The following is a 17,562-nucleotide window of genomic DNA, read 5'->3' as shown; positions in this document are numbered from 1 at the left end:
CTATATTAATTCATTTTATAAGGTTAAAATAGAGCTCTTCTACCGGATCCGGAATACATGCGCGATTGGAGCTTTGGTCTGACGCTCCGTTTCCGGAAGCTGGACGATAACCCCATTCTCTGTCCGGCGGTATTCGAGCTTATCCTGTCCCCCTACCAAATCGATGCTGGTGAAGCCTGTCTGCAGCGGGAGATGAATTTCCTCTTGAACTGCCTCATGCTCATCCTTGTACAAATAGAAGGCATAGATGGTGTCGTCTTTTCGAGTAAACTGGACATTGCCAACCGAGAAAGGTTCACAGATTCTTGTCCCATAGATGGCCTCGCCGTGAACCTTCAGCCATGCGCCCATACCCTGAATTCTGGAAATAGCCGTCTTCGATATTCTTCCGTCTGGCTGAGGTCCGACATTCAGAGCCAGATTGCCCCCTTTGGCCACAATTTCAATGAGCAGGTGAATGAGCTGACGCACCGATTTATAGTTATCCTCATAGCGGAAAGAGAAGGCGGATCCCATCGTAATGCAGCTCTCCCATGGTACATTCAGCGCATGCTCAGGAAGCGTTTGCTCCGGGGTAATCAAATTCTCGTAAGGACCGCCAACCGTACGATCCGCGGAGAGAAGCCAAGGCTGGATTTTACGGGCCTTTTCCACAACCTCACCCAATCTGATGTTCTGGTCACGGTAGTCATTGACCCATCCGGCATCAAGCCATAGCACATCAATCCGGCCGTAATTGGTCATCAGCTCCATGATCTGTTCATGGGTGAATTGGACGAACTGCTCCCACAGCCAAGGATATTCCTTCGGATCATAGGTCGGCCCCCGTGATGTTGAGGTTCCCGGCTGCATTCCCGGTGTCCAGTAGTAAGGCGTGTGCCAATCGGCTTTGGAGAAGTATGCAGAGATCCCGAGGCCTTTGGCACGGAATGCGTTGAACAGCTGCTTGGTGATATCCGCATATTTATGCGTATGAAATGGACAGTCCGGACCTGTAACGCGGTAATCGGTTGTATGCGTATCCCACATGCAGAACCCGTCATGATGCTTGGTTGTAAAATTCAAATACTTGAAGCCATTCTCCGCAGCGAGATCTGCCCAAAGATCAGGCTGAAAACGGAGCGGATTGAAGGTCTTGTTCAAGTCAAAATACTGCCGTTTCAGTTCTTCCGCATCAATATCCCAATCGATCTCATTGCGGGACCATTCCTCATCCTTGTCACTTAATGCCCAGGACTCCACAAGGCCGAGCTGGGAATAAGGTCCCCAGTGCATCATGAGACCCAGCTTTTGGTCCTTGAACCATTCCAGCTGCTCGAGCAGCAGCGGATCTTCCGGTTTCACCCAGTTCTCTTCGCTGCTGTAATTGTGCACCCCTTGTTCAACGACGTCGACGGACTCCAACTCATCCTCTATTAATTTGTTCTCACTCATATGTTATCCCTCCAACACTCAATTTGGTATACCTTTTTCTTAATTTCCATATTTTTTTGATGAATTGTTATATTTAATCCACAATTTTCGACAATTTCCACCTTGCTGTCTATGTCCAAACAGCCGTATTGTTGGTATCATTAGATAGATCTTAAAGAATACGCCAGCAAACAGGAGGCAGAATAATTGAGACCGAACTACTTTAAATCGAAGCTATTCTTAAAATATATCTGGTCCTACTTGTTTATTTTACTTATCCCTTTAGTGCTTATGACCATTTTTATTTATGAAAACGCAGTCACCAATCTCAAATCCGAGATTGAACAATCCCGTCTTGCCCAGCTAACCCAGGCCAAAGTGATTATTGACGGGCGGATGAAGGAGCTCAGTGAAATTGCTTCCCGTGTCTCCTATGACGAGCGGCTGACGCCGTACCGGGTTCATGACTCGATTTACAGCGGAGAAGCTATTCGAGCACTGGATCAATACAAATCCACCAGTTCTATCATTGGTGAAATCTATTTGTATTTTCATAAGGATGATCGAATCTACTCGGGCAAAGGCCTTAACCATTTTGACGTATTTACGAATAATCTCAGCTTTCAACATTGGAATAAAGATGCGCTTTTCCGCGACTTAAACAATGTCAAATATCCGACGATGCGTCCGGCGGATATCGTAAGCACTCCGTCAGGACTCCATGAGACGATGCTTGCATACTTAATTCCGATTACGCCCAACAGTCCTAATCCACACGGTACGATCATGTATCTGATCAAGGAGTCTGAGCTTACAGGCCTGATCGATTCGATTCTTGGAAACTACCAGGGGATGACTTACATTCTGGACAACGATGGCCATATTCTGGTAGACAACCGTCAAGGAGAATCACTGACGAGCGCTGAAGAGAAATCCTTATTTAATAATCTCTCAGTAGGGATTCACGACAAAACCCTGAATGGAATGGCACATTCGATCGTCTCCGTAAAGTCGGAAAATAACGGCTGGACCTATGTGACCATCATGCCAAGCGCCCAATTCTTCAGCAGCGTCCTGCATGTGCGCAGTTTCATCATTTTGCTGTTCATCATCGTCATGGTCGTTGGCGCTGCGATCGCACTCGTACTGGCCAGAATGCAGTATCAGCCGATCTCAATGCTGGTCGAATTTGCAGCGTCCAAATCTCATTCCAAGCCTTCAGAAGATGGTTCTGCTCCTCCCGGCAATGAGCTTGACCGTATCCGGACTGCACTGCAGGAATACAGCTCACGGGTAGACTTGCAGGAGCCTTTTGCCCGTAATCATTTTCTGTCCATGCTGCTCAAATACGGCAGCGCCCAAAGTCTTACTCCAGAGCTTCAGGAAGCCTTTAATCTAGAGTTTGACCGGTCCCATCACTTCGTGATGGTCATCGGCTGGGAAGAGAATGAACACAATGAAAGACAGGATATGCTTGAGCTGCTCAATCAGATTGAATTCCCGGAACTGGCTGCCCATGGGTACGGCGTTGAGCTGTCGCAGCTGGATCAGCTTGGACTCATCATCAGCTTCAACCTCAGCGGCAAGATGGACGAATTCTCACATATTCAGCAGATTGTCGAAGCCGTACGCAGCAATATGCTCGAATCATTCGATGTTGCTCCAATGATTGGCGTTGGAACCTGCTATGCAAGCCCGGATCTGCTGAATCAGTCGTTCATCGAAGCCTGTTCTGCGTTTGAGCTCCGTGTATCTACCGGTCATGGTACCATCACTTATTTTGAAAAGCTGTCATATACACCGGATCATGCGTTCTGGATTCCGAACAACACATTGCTGAAGCTCTCGCAAAGTCTGAAGCAAGGCAGTTACGATGTAGCAGCCCAAATGATTCATTCAGCCATTCAAAGCCTGCAATCGTCTGAGCTCTCAGCGCTGCTCACACGTTGCATATGCTTTGATCTTCTGAATACCATCCTGAAAACGGCATCCGAGCTTGGCGATCACAGCATGATGCAAAAAATTGCTCCACATATGATTTACAGCAATTCCCTGGATGAACTGGAGCGCAGCCTGCTGAATCTCGCCTCCCAGATCTGCAATCAGGTCGAGCAGGACAATCAGAAGGAAGAGCAATCGATCATCGATCAGGTTGTTGCTTATATTGACGAGCATTATATGGACAATACCTTAAGCCTCGAGACGGTAGCCTTTGAGTTCGGCATCTCGCCATCTCATGTCAGCCGTTCGTTCAAGGAAAAGATGGGACTTAATTTCATTCAATATATCTGGCAAAAAAGAATGGAAGAGGTTATGCACCAGCTTAAAACGACGAATGACCCACTCAAAGATATTATCCTTAAGGTCGGTTATCTGGATACGCCTAACTTCATCCGTAAATTTAAGAAGGAAACCGGTTATACGCCAGGCCAATACCGCAAGATGTTCGCGTCGCAGAGCAGCGAGCCTGGTAGTGGTATGGATGACGAATAATTATGAAAGCCAACACCCGGTCATGGTGACCGGGACATGTTGGCTTCATTTTTTTATGCGTGAATGGGTTTATTTCTCAGAGTTCCAACGATCGTATGCCCCTTGATACAGCTCAACGATCCGGTCTCCTCCCATTTTTTTGATTTGTGCCACATACTTGTCCCAATTGGATAGCGGCTCTTGTCCTGTTACGAATTTTGCTTCCATCTGTTTAACATACGTATTTAGGTCTGACAATAATGCCGTTGCTTCGCTTTGCTCCTCATTTGTCAAATACACGTTAGGGAAAGGAGCCTTACCGATCGGCGTAAGCTTCTCCGCATTTTCTTTATCGATCCATGCATCGAAATCGGTCTTGAGTCCTTTGGTAAGTTCGCTTGAATTCATGCCCGGCGTCAGGATACCATAGTTCGGCGTAAGCGTGCCGCGGAATTCATCACGTTCTTTTCCGCCTGGAACAGGCAGCCATTCTTTCTCATGGGTTTCTTTATTGGTGTATTTCCACAGCAGATTTTCAGGTCCCTGCGCAAACAGCGTCGCGCCATCGTAGCCGTACTGATAATCGATCCAGCGCATGGTTGCTTCCGGCGCCTTGTCACTACTCGTAATGGCAAAGGTTCCGTTCGCGGAAATGCCCGGATGCTTGCCGTATACCGGAGAACCTGGAACCTCGCTCTTCACCGGCGTCATAAGCGGGTTGTCGCCGCTTGGTTCGCCACCAAGTGTGAAGTAAGGATAGTAATCATTGAACAACGCAATTTGGTTGTTTTGCCCTTTGGCTTTCTTCTGTTCAGGCGTTTGCGAGAAGGTTTCATGATCGAGCAGATTATCCTTCCACAGGCGGTTCAAGAAGGTTAAGTAACCTTTGTATCCCTCTTCCTGCGGCGTATAGTGAACCTTACCATCCTTGTCGGAGTAAACCGTCTCGTCATAAATGCCCCAGAAACCCAGGAAATACATCCGCAAATCATCCAGCTTCACCGAAGTCAGCGGAATTTCGTCCGCCTTGCCGTTGCCATTTGGATCTTCGTCCTTCACACGTTTCAGGAGGGTATACAGCTCGTCCGTCGTCTTCGGCAGCTCTGTCACTTTCAAGGCTTTCAGGAACTTACCGTTGTACCACATTGGACTGCGGTACCAAACGGCCGACAAGTCGACATTCGGAAGCGCGTAGATATGTCCGTCAGGCGTCGTAAACGATTTGCGGATGTCCGGATGCTCGTCGAATATTTTTTTGATGTTCGGCGCATATCCTTCATCAATGTATTTTTCCAGAGGGATGAGTACACCTTGCGTACCGTAAGTCACCTGATCTGCCGGTTTAAGATCTGCTCCGTAGAATACATCCGGCAGGTCTCCACTGGCAAAAACGAGGTTCTTCTTAGTCTCAAAGCTGTCAATCGGCGCAAGCTGATACGTCAATTTGATTCCGGTCAACTTCTCCATTTCCTTAAGTACGGGCATCTGGTTCCAGTCCGCAACGCCGGCGTCCTGTGACATAATCGAGAGCGTTAGCGGCTTGTCCACAATCGGAAAGCCTTCTTTCTTTATGCCTTCCACTTCGGCTGATCCGGAAGCATTTGAACCCCCATCCTCTTTCGATGAACCACAGGCTGCGAGCATCGTTGCGGATATTGTAAGGCAGAGGATGATGGATGATACCTTGCGAAGATTTTTCATGGATACAACTCCCCTTTGTGTTGTTTATGGCAAAGATCAGCCCTTTACGGAACCAATCATAACACCCTGGACAAAATATCGCTGTAGGAACGGATAAATAGCAATGATCGGAACCGTCGCTACAATAATAACTGCATATTTGACCAATGCTGCAATTTCCGCTTTGCTGTTCATCGCTGCTGCTGTAGAAGCATCAATGGCCCCGCCGCCCTGAGCGGCCATTTCCTGCAGAACCAGGATTTGGCGCAGCACGAGCTGCAGCGGATATTTCGCTGAATCATTCAAATAAATGAGAGCCGAGAAATAGCTGTTCCAGTTACCTACGCCATAGAACAATGCCATTACCGCGATAATCGGCATCGACAGCGGCAGGATAATCTTGATGAACAATCTCATATTGGTACAGCCGTCAATCTGGGCAGCCTCCTGCAGCTCCTTCGGAATAGAGCTCTGAAAGAATGTACGGGAAACAATGATGTTCCAGATGGATGCAGCCGATGGGATCACAATTGCCCACATCGTATTAATCATGCCCAGCTGCTTGATCAGCAGGTAGGTTGGCACCAGGCCCCCGCCAAAGAACATCGTGACCATGAACATGGCCATAAAAAAGTTACGTCCAACAAAGTCCTTGCGGCTTAATGCGTAAGCTGCTGGCAGCGTAACAACCAGATTTATGGCCGTTCCCACCACGGTGTAAAGGATGGTGTTCCCGTACCCCGTCCAAATGCTGGAGTTCTCAAATACTCTTTTGTACCCGTCAAAAGTAATCCCTTTCGGCCACAGCCACATTTCCCCGGAACCGACATACTTCGGATCGCTGATCGACGCACTGATCATATAGACCAAGGGATAGAATACGACAAGGAAAGCAAGTAATACGTAAATGTAATTGCATATCAGAAACAATTTATCGCGTTTGGTTTCTCTGACACCTGAAAGCATCCGTGTCCCTCCTTTCTACCACAAACTATTCTCGCTCGTCCGGCGGACGATCTGATTGACGACAACCAACAGTACCGCGTTGATCACGGAATTAAACAAACCGATCGCTGTCGAGAAGCTGTATTGGGCATCCACTAGCCCTGAGCGGTATACAAAAGTGGAAATGACGTCTGAAGACCCCATGTTCAGCGGGTTTTGCAGCAATAGAATCTTCTCAAAACCTACTCCCAGCAGACTTCCCATATTCAAAATGAGCAGGATGGTCATCGTCGGGATAATCGTTGGAATGTTAATATGACGAACACGCTGGAATCTTGACGCTCCATCAATGATCGCTGCTTCGTGAAGCCCCGGATCCACGCCCGATAACGCTGCCAAGTAAATGATCGTTCCCCAGCCTGCGCTCTGCCATACGCCCGAGAAGACATACATCGTCTTAAACCATCGTGGATCCGTTAGAAAATCAGGAGCATTAAACCCCAGCCCTTCAATCAGATGAACGACAATCCCGGTTGACGGAGACAGGAATGTAATGATCATCCCGGCCATGACAACGACGGAAATAAAGTGAGGCGCATACGTGACCGTTTGAGCCAATTTCTTAAAGAAGCCCGTTCTCACCTCATTGAAGGCAAGTGCCAGAATGATCGGAATCGGAAATCCGATAGCCAGTTCATACAAGCTGATGCTTAATGTGTTCCATATCAAGTCCCAAAAGTAATAAGAATCAAAGAAGCGAGTAAAATGATCGAAACCGACCCAAGGGCTGCCCGTAATCCCTTTTGTTGGAATGAAGTTTTTAAACGCGATTTGAATTCCATACATCGGTCCGTAAGAGAAAATAAGAAAGTAGAAAAATGCGGGTGCAATGAAGATATACAGTTCCCAGTTCTGAATAATTCTCTTCCATACACCTTTGTCTGCCTTTCTCGGTTTCAGCATCGCACTGTCCGAGATGGAAACTTTAGTATCCTGCATAGGATCACCCCTTCCTGTTTTAAATGTAATTTCTCCAGCGCTCGCTCTCACGACATCGAGTTTTGCTAGCGCTTACATACTTAACGATAGATGACGCCATAATCTTCGTAAATATGTCATTTTCCGTATCCCCTGAAAGCGCTATACATCAAGGTTTTTGAGACACTGACAATTGAAAATGACAAGAAGACAATATGTTATTTTTGCTCAAAGTAAGGGCTTTCATTTTAACATCAATTTTGACCAACCATCATGAAATTGGAAAACATTTCAAGTAAAACACCCGCGTAGTGATCATCTTTGCACAGGGATGTTAGCGTTTGTTTAAGTAAAAACGAACATCAAACAGACCAAGGGATGGCGGTGTCCTTTGGTCTCGTTAACTTATCAATATGAACTTTTGAGCTGCCGCTTTACTCCCTAGACCTTCCGGAATAGGAGCCCCATCATGATGATTCCTAAAATCAAACCCGATATGGGCGAAACGACAAGAACTCCTGGTAAGTTCGTACTTGCTGTAAAAAGCAGCTTACCCAGCGTGGTTGCCATGGCGATGACGATTACGCCTGTCCAGTATCTCATCTTTCGGTTCATGGATATTCTTTTCAAAGCTGTGGTTGAACAGGTCGCACTGTTCAATAGAAATAACATGATGAGCAGTTCAGCCAAAATACCGCAAACCGACAGCGAGTATTGCAGCAGTTTAAAGGCCGGAAGGCCGAAATACATGCTTTGCAGGGCCGGGAACCTCAATACAAAATATCCGGATTTATGAGTAAATGCATCAATAAATACATGGCTGTAAAATCCAATGACAACGGAAACCAGAAAAACAACCCAGCTCTTCAGCCGACGATAGTCAAAGGCGTTGATAAGTCCGGATGTCCTTACATCCAGGTTAAACATAGACGGCAAATGTAAGGCGAATGGCTTCATGATGAGCTGCAGCAATAATAGAATCACGGTGCAAATCGGGATGGCTTGCAGCAGCAGCCCTTTATGCGTATGCCCAATCCACTGATACGGCTCCAAAGCGATGAAATATTCAAAATCCGGGGCCATGCTCCCAAGAATAAGCCCGGTTATGCTGATATAGCCCGGTTTCATAAACCTGGCCGGAATGATATATATGGGATGTGCGAATGTAAATGGCATAAGTATCTCCTTGAGGGTTACACAGGATTATGACCGCAGAAAACGGACTACGGCATCCACTCTTTCACTCACCGATTGATCCCCTTCGATTCTGAGAACCGGGCAAGCCAAATCGGACATCCAATCTTCATGCAGGGCCCTGCTTCTGACTTCTTTTCCCGCTGAATCATATAGCGCTGCCCATTCCAAAAATGCCTGCGATTGCGAATACATACGGCCGCCAGGAAGAATTTCTTCCCCATATCTATGTAATTCCCGTTCTCTCAATCTTTGAAGCCGAAGCTCCTGCGAAACATATAGAAAAACAACCAGGTCGAACGCGGTCTTCACTTCGTCTCCCCAACCGCAAATGGCTCCAGATAGAATCCACTTCTCGTACTGCGAGAGGTCTTCTTTTAAAAGCTTAATTCTCTCCTCCGGCTCCCTTGGCTTGCTGAATTTTTCGATCCAGAAATATTCATCTCCATCCATATTCACATGAGGAAGATGCAAGCTCAGTTCTTTTCCAAGAGTCGTAGCTCCGGTACCTGATGCGCCAAATATATGTATCCGATTGTACATGCTAACCTCCAGCCTTTAAACTCAGTCCTTCTCTCACCAATTGCAGCATCTGTTCTTGATGATCGGGATGGCATGCAATCATGTAGGGTTCGTTGCTCATGCCGTCAAATGGATTGCCATCAAAATCAAGGACGACTCCTCCAGCTTCCTTGACCATCAAGATGCCGGAGTACAAATCATCTCCTTCCGAATTGTACAAGACGATTCCATCCAGATCGCCCTTGGCGAGCATACACCACTGCAAGGTTGGCGCCCACAGCCGCATCATTCGCTTAAATCTTATATCAATAAACTGCCGCAGTTGAACCGCCTTCGGGTCATTTTGTACTTTGTGGCCTTGAATCCATCCAATGTTCCCCCTGAGGAAGTTGGGGCTATTTTTAACATGAACCGGCTTATCATTGCAATACGTTCCCTCACCAGCCACAGAGACAAACAGCCGGTCTGTTAATGGTTCATAAACGACGCCAAGAACGGGGTGTTTTTTATACATCAGCGTTATGGATACCGAAAAAACCGGAAGCCCAATGGCAAAATTATTCGTTCCGTCGAGCGGATCGATCAGCCACAGCCAATCATTTTCCGATCCAATGACTCCGGCTTCCTCGCTGTGGATCTGATGATCCGGGAAAACAGCCTGAATCTGCTCAAGGATGATTCCCTCAGCAAGGTGATCCACCTCGGTTACGACATCTCCAAATTCGTCTTTGGCTTGTATATCGGCAATATCATCAAATTTTTCCTTGGCGATTTGTCCAGCCTGCCGTATGACTTGAATGGATAATTCTTTTGCGGTTTGGATAACTTGTTGATCCATAATTCACCTCTGTACGTTAGATTAACAGCATAAAATTGGGGGTAATGAACTCTTTCACTTCACAAAGTAAGTCATCAATTCTTCGTCAAATCCTTGTTCTTGATAGATTAATGCATCCTTCTCGACTCCATAGGTGACAAAACCCAATCTTTTATACAGCTCTGCCGCTGCATGGTTTACCGTGACGACCGAGAGCTGGATTTGCTGCAGACCTTCGATTTCTGTCCCTCTGTTGAGTATTTCCTGCATAAGGTCTCTGGCGATTCCTTTTCCCCGGTGTTCAGGAGACACATACACTCCCCAGATCATTCCTTTATGCCGGACTTTCATGCCCTGTTCCCTCCGGAACCCCGCGATCCCCATCAGCTCGTTGTTCTCAGTGAATGCTCCTAAAATATAATTGTCAGGTTCATTGTTAATTTTCAATATAACTTCATTCATCGGCGTGTGCACGTAATCCTCATAGGAAGAACCGAAGGCCTCCGGATTGGATTGTAATGCTTCCAGCCGCAGCTTCCAGAATTCATTCGCCTGCTCTCGTTTTATGTTTCTGATATGCATCATCAATGTATGAAAGCCTCCTCTCGGCATCCATTCCCCATTCATGAAATAATACAATTAATTCATTCGATGTATTTTCAATAAATGTCTTTACTCTATCTTCATTAAAATAACGGGTTTCGATTGCCGGTTCATTCCGTGCATCTTGAAGCCATGCTCTCTTAATATCTCTGTATTGGCTTACTTCCTGCTGTGTCACGAATGGGGCAATAGGATAGGCATATGCCTTCTGCAATCCGGTAATTACATGATCTGCCCATTCTTCAGATTGTAATAGATTAAATTCAACCTGGCTGACTTCTAGATTGTAAATGTTCCTTATGTCGCCCTGTTCTCCTGAATATTCCTTCTCAAAATCAGCATAAACCGTATGTGTCCATCTGATATCCGCATAAATATGAGCAAAATACCCCAGCACAAATTCCTTCCATTCCGCTTCCGGGTTCTTATCTACGTATGCAGCACAATTCGTTTTAAGCGTTTCATGGCTTGGAAAACGGCCATCACTCATCAGATGAGTAGCACCCTTTTCAATTCTGGTTACATGATCTCGCGCATGAATGGCATCTGGTGAAATACTGCCTAATAGAAATCCAGGTGAAGGATTGGAAAGACAAAATTTTTCTGCTATTGCAAAATGAACCATTGGCCAAGGCATGATATACCTCCATTCATTCAAATTCATAAAGTCACTGATATTACACTGGTATACTCACAGTTTACTATAATTACATAATATAGGAAGCGAATACTATACATCTGTTTTATCATTTTCAAGCCCTATTCCACGATTATGGAGAAATTTCTCATTGATGAACAGCTTACAGAAAGAAGGAACCCGGGTTCACACCTGGGTTCCTTCTTATTAATCGAAGTGCATGATATCTTTACGGCAACAGTCTTAAGTTTTATTTAATTGACTGAAAGCGGTCATACGTATTTTGATAGATTTGAAGGAACTCCTCAAGTCCACTCTTCTTTAATTGTGCCAGATATCCGTCCCATTCCGCATCAATATTTCCATCAATGACCCATTGTGCCTGCTTCTTTTTCACAAATGTAGATATGTCAGTGCTCAGCACGTTCAAACGGTCCGAATCCTCCACGGTGAAGAACATGCCAGCTGGCAGCGTGAATTTCTTCATGAATGGCTGGTAAATATCCAAATATTCCAACCGTGTTTTTATTTTGGACGACAGTTCAATTTTTTTGTACGTATCCCCCAGAATTGCAGCGGTTCCGCCGTAACAAGGACTTTCCGAGCATCGGAAATCATCATAGCTCATTCCCTCCGGAGTCGGGAGGAAGTCATATTTATCTCCGTTCGTTTCCTTGAAATTAACACCTACGGGGCCGAGTTCCCATTCAATGGAATGGCGCTCTTCATAGATCGTATCGATCCAGCGCATCGATTCCTCTAAATGCTTATTGGCTGAAGTAAGGGCAAATCCACTTTTGGATACGGCAAGGGTTTCATACATATTAACAATCTGCTGACCCTGCGGGCCTTTTAACGGCTTAATCGGAACATAGTTTTTCGCATTCTCCGACCCAACCACGTTTTCAGCATTATACCCCGTGAATGCCCCCAGAATCGGACCGCCTGTACTGTGGCCTTTAGCAAAATAGAGATTACGGTCCTGGGTATAGGCTTCGGGATCGATCAGGCCCTCTTTGTAAAGGGTATTCAAATATTTGATGGTTTCCTTAAATTCGGGTGTAATGGCTGTATAGGACACTTTACCGTCTTGAACCATCACATGCGAGCTATTGTCCGGAAGCCCGAATGACCCGAACAGTCCAAAGATGCCGTTAAGTGTATTTCCGTTGGAGAAGCTGAATGGAATCTCATCCTTTTTTCCGTTACCGTTCAAGTCTTGATCCTTGAAAGCCTTCAAAACCTGTTCGAATTCCGCTGTTGTCGTTGGTACGGATAGTCCGAGCTTATCCAGCCAGGTCTTGTTGATGAAATACACTTCCCCCAGTTCATTAGCACCTTCTGTTATCACATTCGGAATCGAATAGATATGTCCGTCAGGAGCTGTAACCACCTTCTTGATGTCCGGGTTTTCTTCCAGCAGCTTTTTGATGTTGGGTGCGTATTGGTCGATCAGCTTCTCAAGCGGAATCAGCAGTCCTTGCGTGCCGTACTTGAGTATATCCGCATCCGTCAGACTGCTGCCGCCAAAGAAGGCGTCCGGCAGGTCACCGCTGGCAAACATCAAATTCTTCTTCTCCTCATAGCCTTGCTCGGAAGCGTCCCAATCAATGTGTATATTCGTTTGTGCCTCCATGTCCTGTACGACCTTCAGCTGATCCATGTTCTTTTTTTGCTGGTTCGCCTTACTAATCACAAATTTCAGCGTAAGTTTGTCTTTTACGATGGGATAACCTGTTAGATTGAAATTACTCGTCGGTTGAGCCGTTTGCTCATCAGAAGAAGAAGTTTTGCTGCAGCCAGAGAGGATCACCCCCATAGTTACTGCTAGTAGCAGAGCAGGCCGAAGAATACCTTTAACATTCATCTCAATAATCCCCTTTATCTATCCGATTATTTTAGAACTCATTAGCCTTTAATGGATCCGATCATGACTCCCTTTACAAAATACCGCTGCAAGAAAGGATACAGCACAAGTACCGGCAAGCTCGAAACAATAATCGTTCCATACTTCATAATCTCTGCGATTCTAAGCATGCTTCCGTCATCGGATGCTCCCAGGGTCGATTCCGCCGGAGCCTCATTCACAATTAAGATTTCACGCAGTACCAGCTGCAAAGGATATAGACGCTCATCCCGCAAATAAATGAGACCCTGGAAATAAGCGTTCCAATGAGCGACAGCGTTAAACAGCACCATCACGGCTACGATCGGCATGGATAAAGGCAATACGATTTTAAGAAAAAAGCGGGTAATCGAGCTTCCATCGATTTCAGCAGATTCCTGCAGCTCTTTCGGGATACTCGATTGAAAGAAGGTACGGGTAATGATCATGTTATAAGCCGTTAAGGCGCCCGGAACGATTTGGGACCAGATGGTATTGGTCATTCCAAGATTTTTAACTAACAGGTAAGTGGGAATCAGCCCACCGCCAAAAAACATCGTGAAGACGATCATCAGCATAAAAAAGTTACGTCCCATCAGATCAGAGCGGGATAGCGCATAAGCACCCGGCAAGGTTAAGACAACACTCAATAAAGTTCCGAGAAACGTATATATCAGGGTGTTTTTATAACCGTTCCATATATTCCCTTCCATGAATATCCGATGATACCCCTCAAAGGTAATGCCCTTGGGAAACAACCATACGCTTCCGGTATTCACGCTGTCCGGATCACTGAATGAGGAGATGACGACGATGTAAAGCGGATATATAATCGCCAGCAAGATCAAGGACATCAATGTGTAATTTGCGATATCGAACACACGGTCGAACCCGCTTTTGCGAGTATGTATACTCATAATGGATTTCCTCTCCCTTACCAAAGACTATTCTGTTTAAGCCGCTTGGCCAGCTCGTTAACCGAAATAAGCAGAATGAAATTAATACCCGCATTAAACAACCCGACAGCGGCACTGTAGCTGTATTGGGCACTCAGCAGGCCGGATTTGTAAACATAAGTTTGGATTACTTCGGAAGCGTCGATATTCAAGGCGTTTTGCATCAGATATACCTTCTCGAAGCCCACGTTCATGAAATTCCCGATATTCAAAATAAGCAGAATCATGACGGTTGGCATAATGGAGGGCAAATCGATATGCCAAATCCGTTGATATTTATTGGCGCCGTCTACGGTGGCTGCCTCATGCAGATCCGGACTGACATTCGTCAGTGCTGCGAGATAAATAATCATGGACCAACCTGCATTTTGCCAAAGGCCGGAGAAGACGAAAATCGTCTTGAACCATTCAGGACGGGCCATATAATAGACTGGATTCCCGCCAAAAAAAACAATCAGCTCGTTGATTAGCCCATTCCTTGGGGACAGGAACACAAATAACATGCCCACGATGATGACACCCGAAATAAAATGCGGTGCATAGGTAACCGTCTGGATCAATTTTTTGAAGCGGACATTGTTAATCTGATTCAGCAGGAGCGCCATAATAATCGGGATGGGAAACGACACCGCCAATTCGTACAGGTTGAGGAGCAATGTGTTTTTCAAAACAATCAAAAACTGCGGTGAATTAAAAAACCGTTCAAAATGCTCGAATCCTGCCCAGGGACTTCCCCATATTCCTTTGACAGCAATGTAATTCTTGAAAGCGATCTGCAGGCCGTAAAGGGGTCCATAATGAAAAATAAGAAAGTAGGCAATGGTCGGCAGCAGGAAAAGATATAACTCATACGATTTTTGTATCCGCTTCCATTTTGAGATTTGCAAACCTGACCTCGCTTGCAGCTTTCCTTGTTGAGCTAGTTTCAATCCATACCCTCCTTTTCCCGTTTGATAAACATTGGAACAATTCAACTTTATCCATGAGCTGGTATCAGGTAAATATGCGAAAGCAACAACCGATTGGTGAATTGAATTCAAACCAAAAAAACCTTGATAAACCAAGGTTTTTTAGCGCTCACCTTACTTTTCTACAGGGGGGGTACGGCACTAGAACTCAAGCTCAACCTTGTCTTGCACGTACAGTTTGCGAAATTCACCCGGTGTAATCCGGAACCGTTGCTTAAACTTTCGAATGAAGCTGGATACATCGTAGTAACCAATCATCTGTACAATATCCTTTAAAGGGAAATCACTGCTGACCAGTAAATCTTTGGCCTTCTCCATTCGGTAATAGTCCAGAAAGTCCACAATGGTTTGACCGGTATACTTTTTAAATGAGGAATTCAAATAAGAACGCGATACGGAAAAATGATCTGCCATACGCTGAACGGAAAATTCATGCTCCGCATAATGCTCTTGAATATGGGAAATCCAAGCCTCGGAAACTCCCTCAAGGGGGTCCTTCGATTCTTGAACCAACAAGCAAATATGACGGACCAATGATACCAAATCCTGCATCGTATCAAATTTTGCCAGGTTGAATACATCAGGATAGGGCTCCTCATACTTGTAGGGGTTGAGTCTAAAATGCGTTTTGATCATGCAGCCAACAACGTCATAGCAAATGCAGCGGGCGATATGCAAGGGAATGGGATTCTGCTGCATATAGCTCTGCAAGCTCTGCAAAATATCTTCGACCTTCGTTGAGTCCCCTTGCTGCATATATAACATCAGCTGTTCCATTTCCTCTTTGGGATACCAGTTGACCGAAAAATTCTCTGCTGTGATTTCCCCATAGGTTATTAGTGTGTTGTAGCCTCTGATCAACTTGTAATCTATGGAGGTAGAAGCCTCAATATACGATTTCCCCACTAGGCTGATATCACCATAAATTCCTCCTACCCCCATGGTCACTTTGTTTCCGTAAGACTCGATCAGCTTACCATGTAAGTTAAGCAAAAGCCGGTGCCAATTACCTTTTTCTTCTTCGGTGACCGCGCATATGAAGGTACTTTTTGCTTCATCCATCGTATCCACATGATAGCTCTCGAAGTAAGCTCGGAAAACGACTTCTAGGTCAGGAATCTCCTGCTCGTCCATTCCAGCGGACGGAGATTCAACCGTTATTTCCAACATGACCACAAAATAAAGGGAGTTGGTAAAAGCTACTCCAACGTCGTTTCCATCTGCCTGAAAAATATTCTTATCGAAAATCCTCCCTCTCAGCAAGCTGAGAAGCAAATGGTTACGTGCCGCCGCTTTGTTATTGTGGAATTTAATTTTCAACTCCTGATGGTCTTCCGCTAACTGGCCGATCATCCCATGTGCATCATGGAGCGTACGGGCGGCGCCCCCCCACTGTTTGTTTATAAAAGCCAGCAATTGATCAATCGGCTTATAGTTCAGTCGCATGAGCAAGAAGATTAGCACGCTGCCAATAAGCAGCAAAATCAAAATGGAGAAGAAAAACTGCGTCTTCACCAGACTCGTTTTATTCAAAAAGTCGCTTTCAGGGAGCATCGTCACGTAAGTCCAACCATCATTCTGCACTTTAAGGGTTGAAATGGCGTAATATTCATTGTTGATTGCCGTGATCGTCATGCCGCTTGTTGCGGACTTGATCGCTTGTCTGAATTCTGGGTTTTCCAGATATGCTTCATGATGCAGCGCAGCTACGATTCCCCCGTCGCTATTCAGAATCAGGGAATTTCCATTCCTTTCTTCCAGCGTGCCTACAAGCAGCTTTTTCACAGACTCCTCTTCCACAATGAATATTAAGACACCGGAAGGAGTTGAGCTGTTATAGGGGATGGGCACCATATAGGTTAGTACGTGGTCCGTGTTCAGTTCTTTTGAATAGATGGGTTCAGCAGGCCTTAATTGAGGTTTTTTCAGATTACGAATGTCGAAAAGAAATTGATCGGAAGGCCAATTTTCATACTGATAAATGGTCTTGGCAAATGTGGAAACCGGGTACGTCGTATTCGAGGAGAACATGTATTGATTGTCCTTTAAATAAAGCACAACATTATGAATAAACTGATTGGCAGCCGTATAACGGAGAGCATCCTTCGCATCGAGTGCATAAGACATGGATTTGTTGAGTTTGTATGGAGACAGCTCGGGTTTGGAGGAAACTTCAATCGCAATTTTATTCATTTCGCTGATTTTACCTTCAAACGTGCTTCTGGCCTGTTCAAGAACATGGCGATGTCCAAGGGTAATTTCCTCTTGTAGAATGCCAACAAACTTTTGATAATTGAGAAGACCGATTAGAAGAATCGGAATCAGCAGAAGTACAACATACGAGAGCAAATAGCGATAAAATAATAGAGTATCCTTTCTTCCCAATAGAATAGCCCCTCTCTTCATCACATCGTTGAAATGCAGATAACCCGCATGAAATGCGGGTTATGATTTTCAAACCATAGATAAATTATAAGAAGCCTTCTATTAAA

General features: G+C 45.4%; 14 protein-coding genes. 1 reads left to right on the top strand and 13 read right to left on the bottom strand.

The features are described from left to right. Positions 1–39: 39 nt before the first annotated feature. Positions 40–1,434: an alpha-L-fucosidase gene (locus E6W40_RS01860; protein WP_136603920.1), complete on the bottom strand. Its 1,395-nt coding sequence runs from the start codon at positions 1,432–1,434 to the stop codon at positions 40–42. Positions 1,435–1,620: 186 nt separating this feature from the next. Between E6W40_RS01860 and E6W40_RS01855 the strand changes: the two genes are divergently transcribed. Then, positions 1,621–3,906, top strand: coding sequence for a helix-turn-helix domain-containing protein (locus E6W40_RS01855; RefSeq protein WP_136603919.1), 2,286 nt, complete (start codon positions 1,621–1,623; stop codon positions 3,904–3,906). Between the two features lie 69 nt (positions 3,907–3,975). On the opposite strand, the gene E6W40_RS01850 is transcribed toward E6W40_RS01855, so the two are convergent. From E6W40_RS01850 to E6W40_RS01795, 12 genes are all read right to left on the bottom strand, one after another. After that, entirely contained in the window at positions 3,976–5,586 is a 1,611-nt protein-coding gene (locus E6W40_RS01850; protein ID WP_136603918.1) for a type 2 periplasmic-binding domain-containing protein, read from the bottom strand. 36 nt (positions 5,587–5,622) lie between these two features. After that, positions 5,623–6,531 (bottom strand): carbohydrate ABC transporter permease, encoded by a 909-nt coding sequence (locus tag E6W40_RS01845; RefSeq protein WP_136603917.1) that lies wholly within the window; start codon positions 6,529–6,531, stop codon positions 5,623–5,625. Between the two features lie 15 nt (positions 6,532–6,546). After that, on the bottom strand, positions 6,547–7,473 hold the full coding sequence (locus tag E6W40_RS01840) for an ABC transporter permease (RefSeq protein WP_246073042.1): 927 nt from the start codon (positions 7,471–7,473) through the stop codon (positions 6,547–6,549). 456 nt (positions 7,474–7,929) lie between these two features. Then, the gene (locus E6W40_RS01835; protein ID WP_136603915.1) at positions 7,930–8,664 is read right to left on the bottom strand and encodes a DUF4184 family protein; all 735 of its coding nucleotides are present in this window, start codon (positions 8,662–8,664) and stop codon (positions 7,930–7,932) included. A 27-nt stretch (positions 8,665–8,691) separates the two neighbouring features. Beyond that, complete coding sequence (locus tag E6W40_RS01830) at positions 8,692–9,225, bottom strand: AAA family ATPase (protein WP_136603914.1); 534 nt, start codon at positions 9,223–9,225, stop codon at positions 8,692–8,694. Position 9,226: 1 nt separating this feature from the next. Further along, positions 9,227–10,042, bottom strand: coding sequence for an inositol monophosphatase family protein (locus E6W40_RS01825; RefSeq protein WP_136603913.1), 816 nt, complete (start codon positions 10,040–10,042; stop codon positions 9,227–9,229). A 54-nt stretch (positions 10,043–10,096) separates the two neighbouring features. After that, positions 10,097–10,606 (bottom strand): GNAT family N-acetyltransferase, encoded by a 510-nt coding sequence (locus E6W40_RS01820; RefSeq protein ID WP_136603912.1) that lies wholly within the window; start codon positions 10,604–10,606, stop codon positions 10,097–10,099. After that, a complete protein-coding gene (locus tag E6W40_RS01815) occupies positions 10,566–11,261 on the bottom strand; it encodes a zinc dependent phospholipase C family protein (protein ID WP_136603911.1) in 696 nt (231 codons plus the stop codon). The genes E6W40_RS01820 and E6W40_RS01815 overlap by 41 nt, the downstream gene beginning before the upstream one ends. Before the next feature lie 250 nt (positions 11,262–11,511). Then, positions 11,512–13,128, bottom strand: a complete 1,617-nt coding sequence (locus E6W40_RS01810) for a type 2 periplasmic-binding domain-containing protein (protein WP_136603910.1) — start codon at positions 13,126–13,128, stop codon at positions 11,512–11,514. A 41-nt stretch (positions 13,129–13,169) separates the two neighbouring features. Then, on the bottom strand, positions 13,170–14,063 hold the full coding sequence (locus tag E6W40_RS01805; protein WP_136603909.1) for a carbohydrate ABC transporter permease: 894 nt from the start codon (positions 14,061–14,063) through the stop codon (positions 13,170–13,172). 17 nt (positions 14,064–14,080) lie between these two features. Then, a complete protein-coding gene (locus tag E6W40_RS01800; RefSeq protein WP_136603908.1) occupies positions 14,081–15,031 on the bottom strand; it encodes an ABC transporter permease in 951 nt (316 codons plus the stop codon). A gap of 180 nt (positions 15,032–15,211) precedes the next feature. Continuing rightward, entirely contained in the window at positions 15,212–17,455 is a 2,244-nt protein-coding gene (locus E6W40_RS01795) for a helix-turn-helix domain-containing protein (RefSeq protein WP_168928798.1), read from the bottom strand. Positions 17,456–17,562: the final 107 nt, after the last annotated feature.

The sequence above is a fragment of the Paenibacillus dokdonensis genome (assembly GCF_004916975.1).
Lineage (GTDB): Bacteria > Bacillota > Bacilli > Paenibacillales > Paenibacillaceae > Paenibacillus_AQ > Paenibacillus_AQ dokdonensis.
Note: the sequence above shows the minus strand (reverse complement) of the source record. Positions and strands in the feature narration are given on the sequence as shown.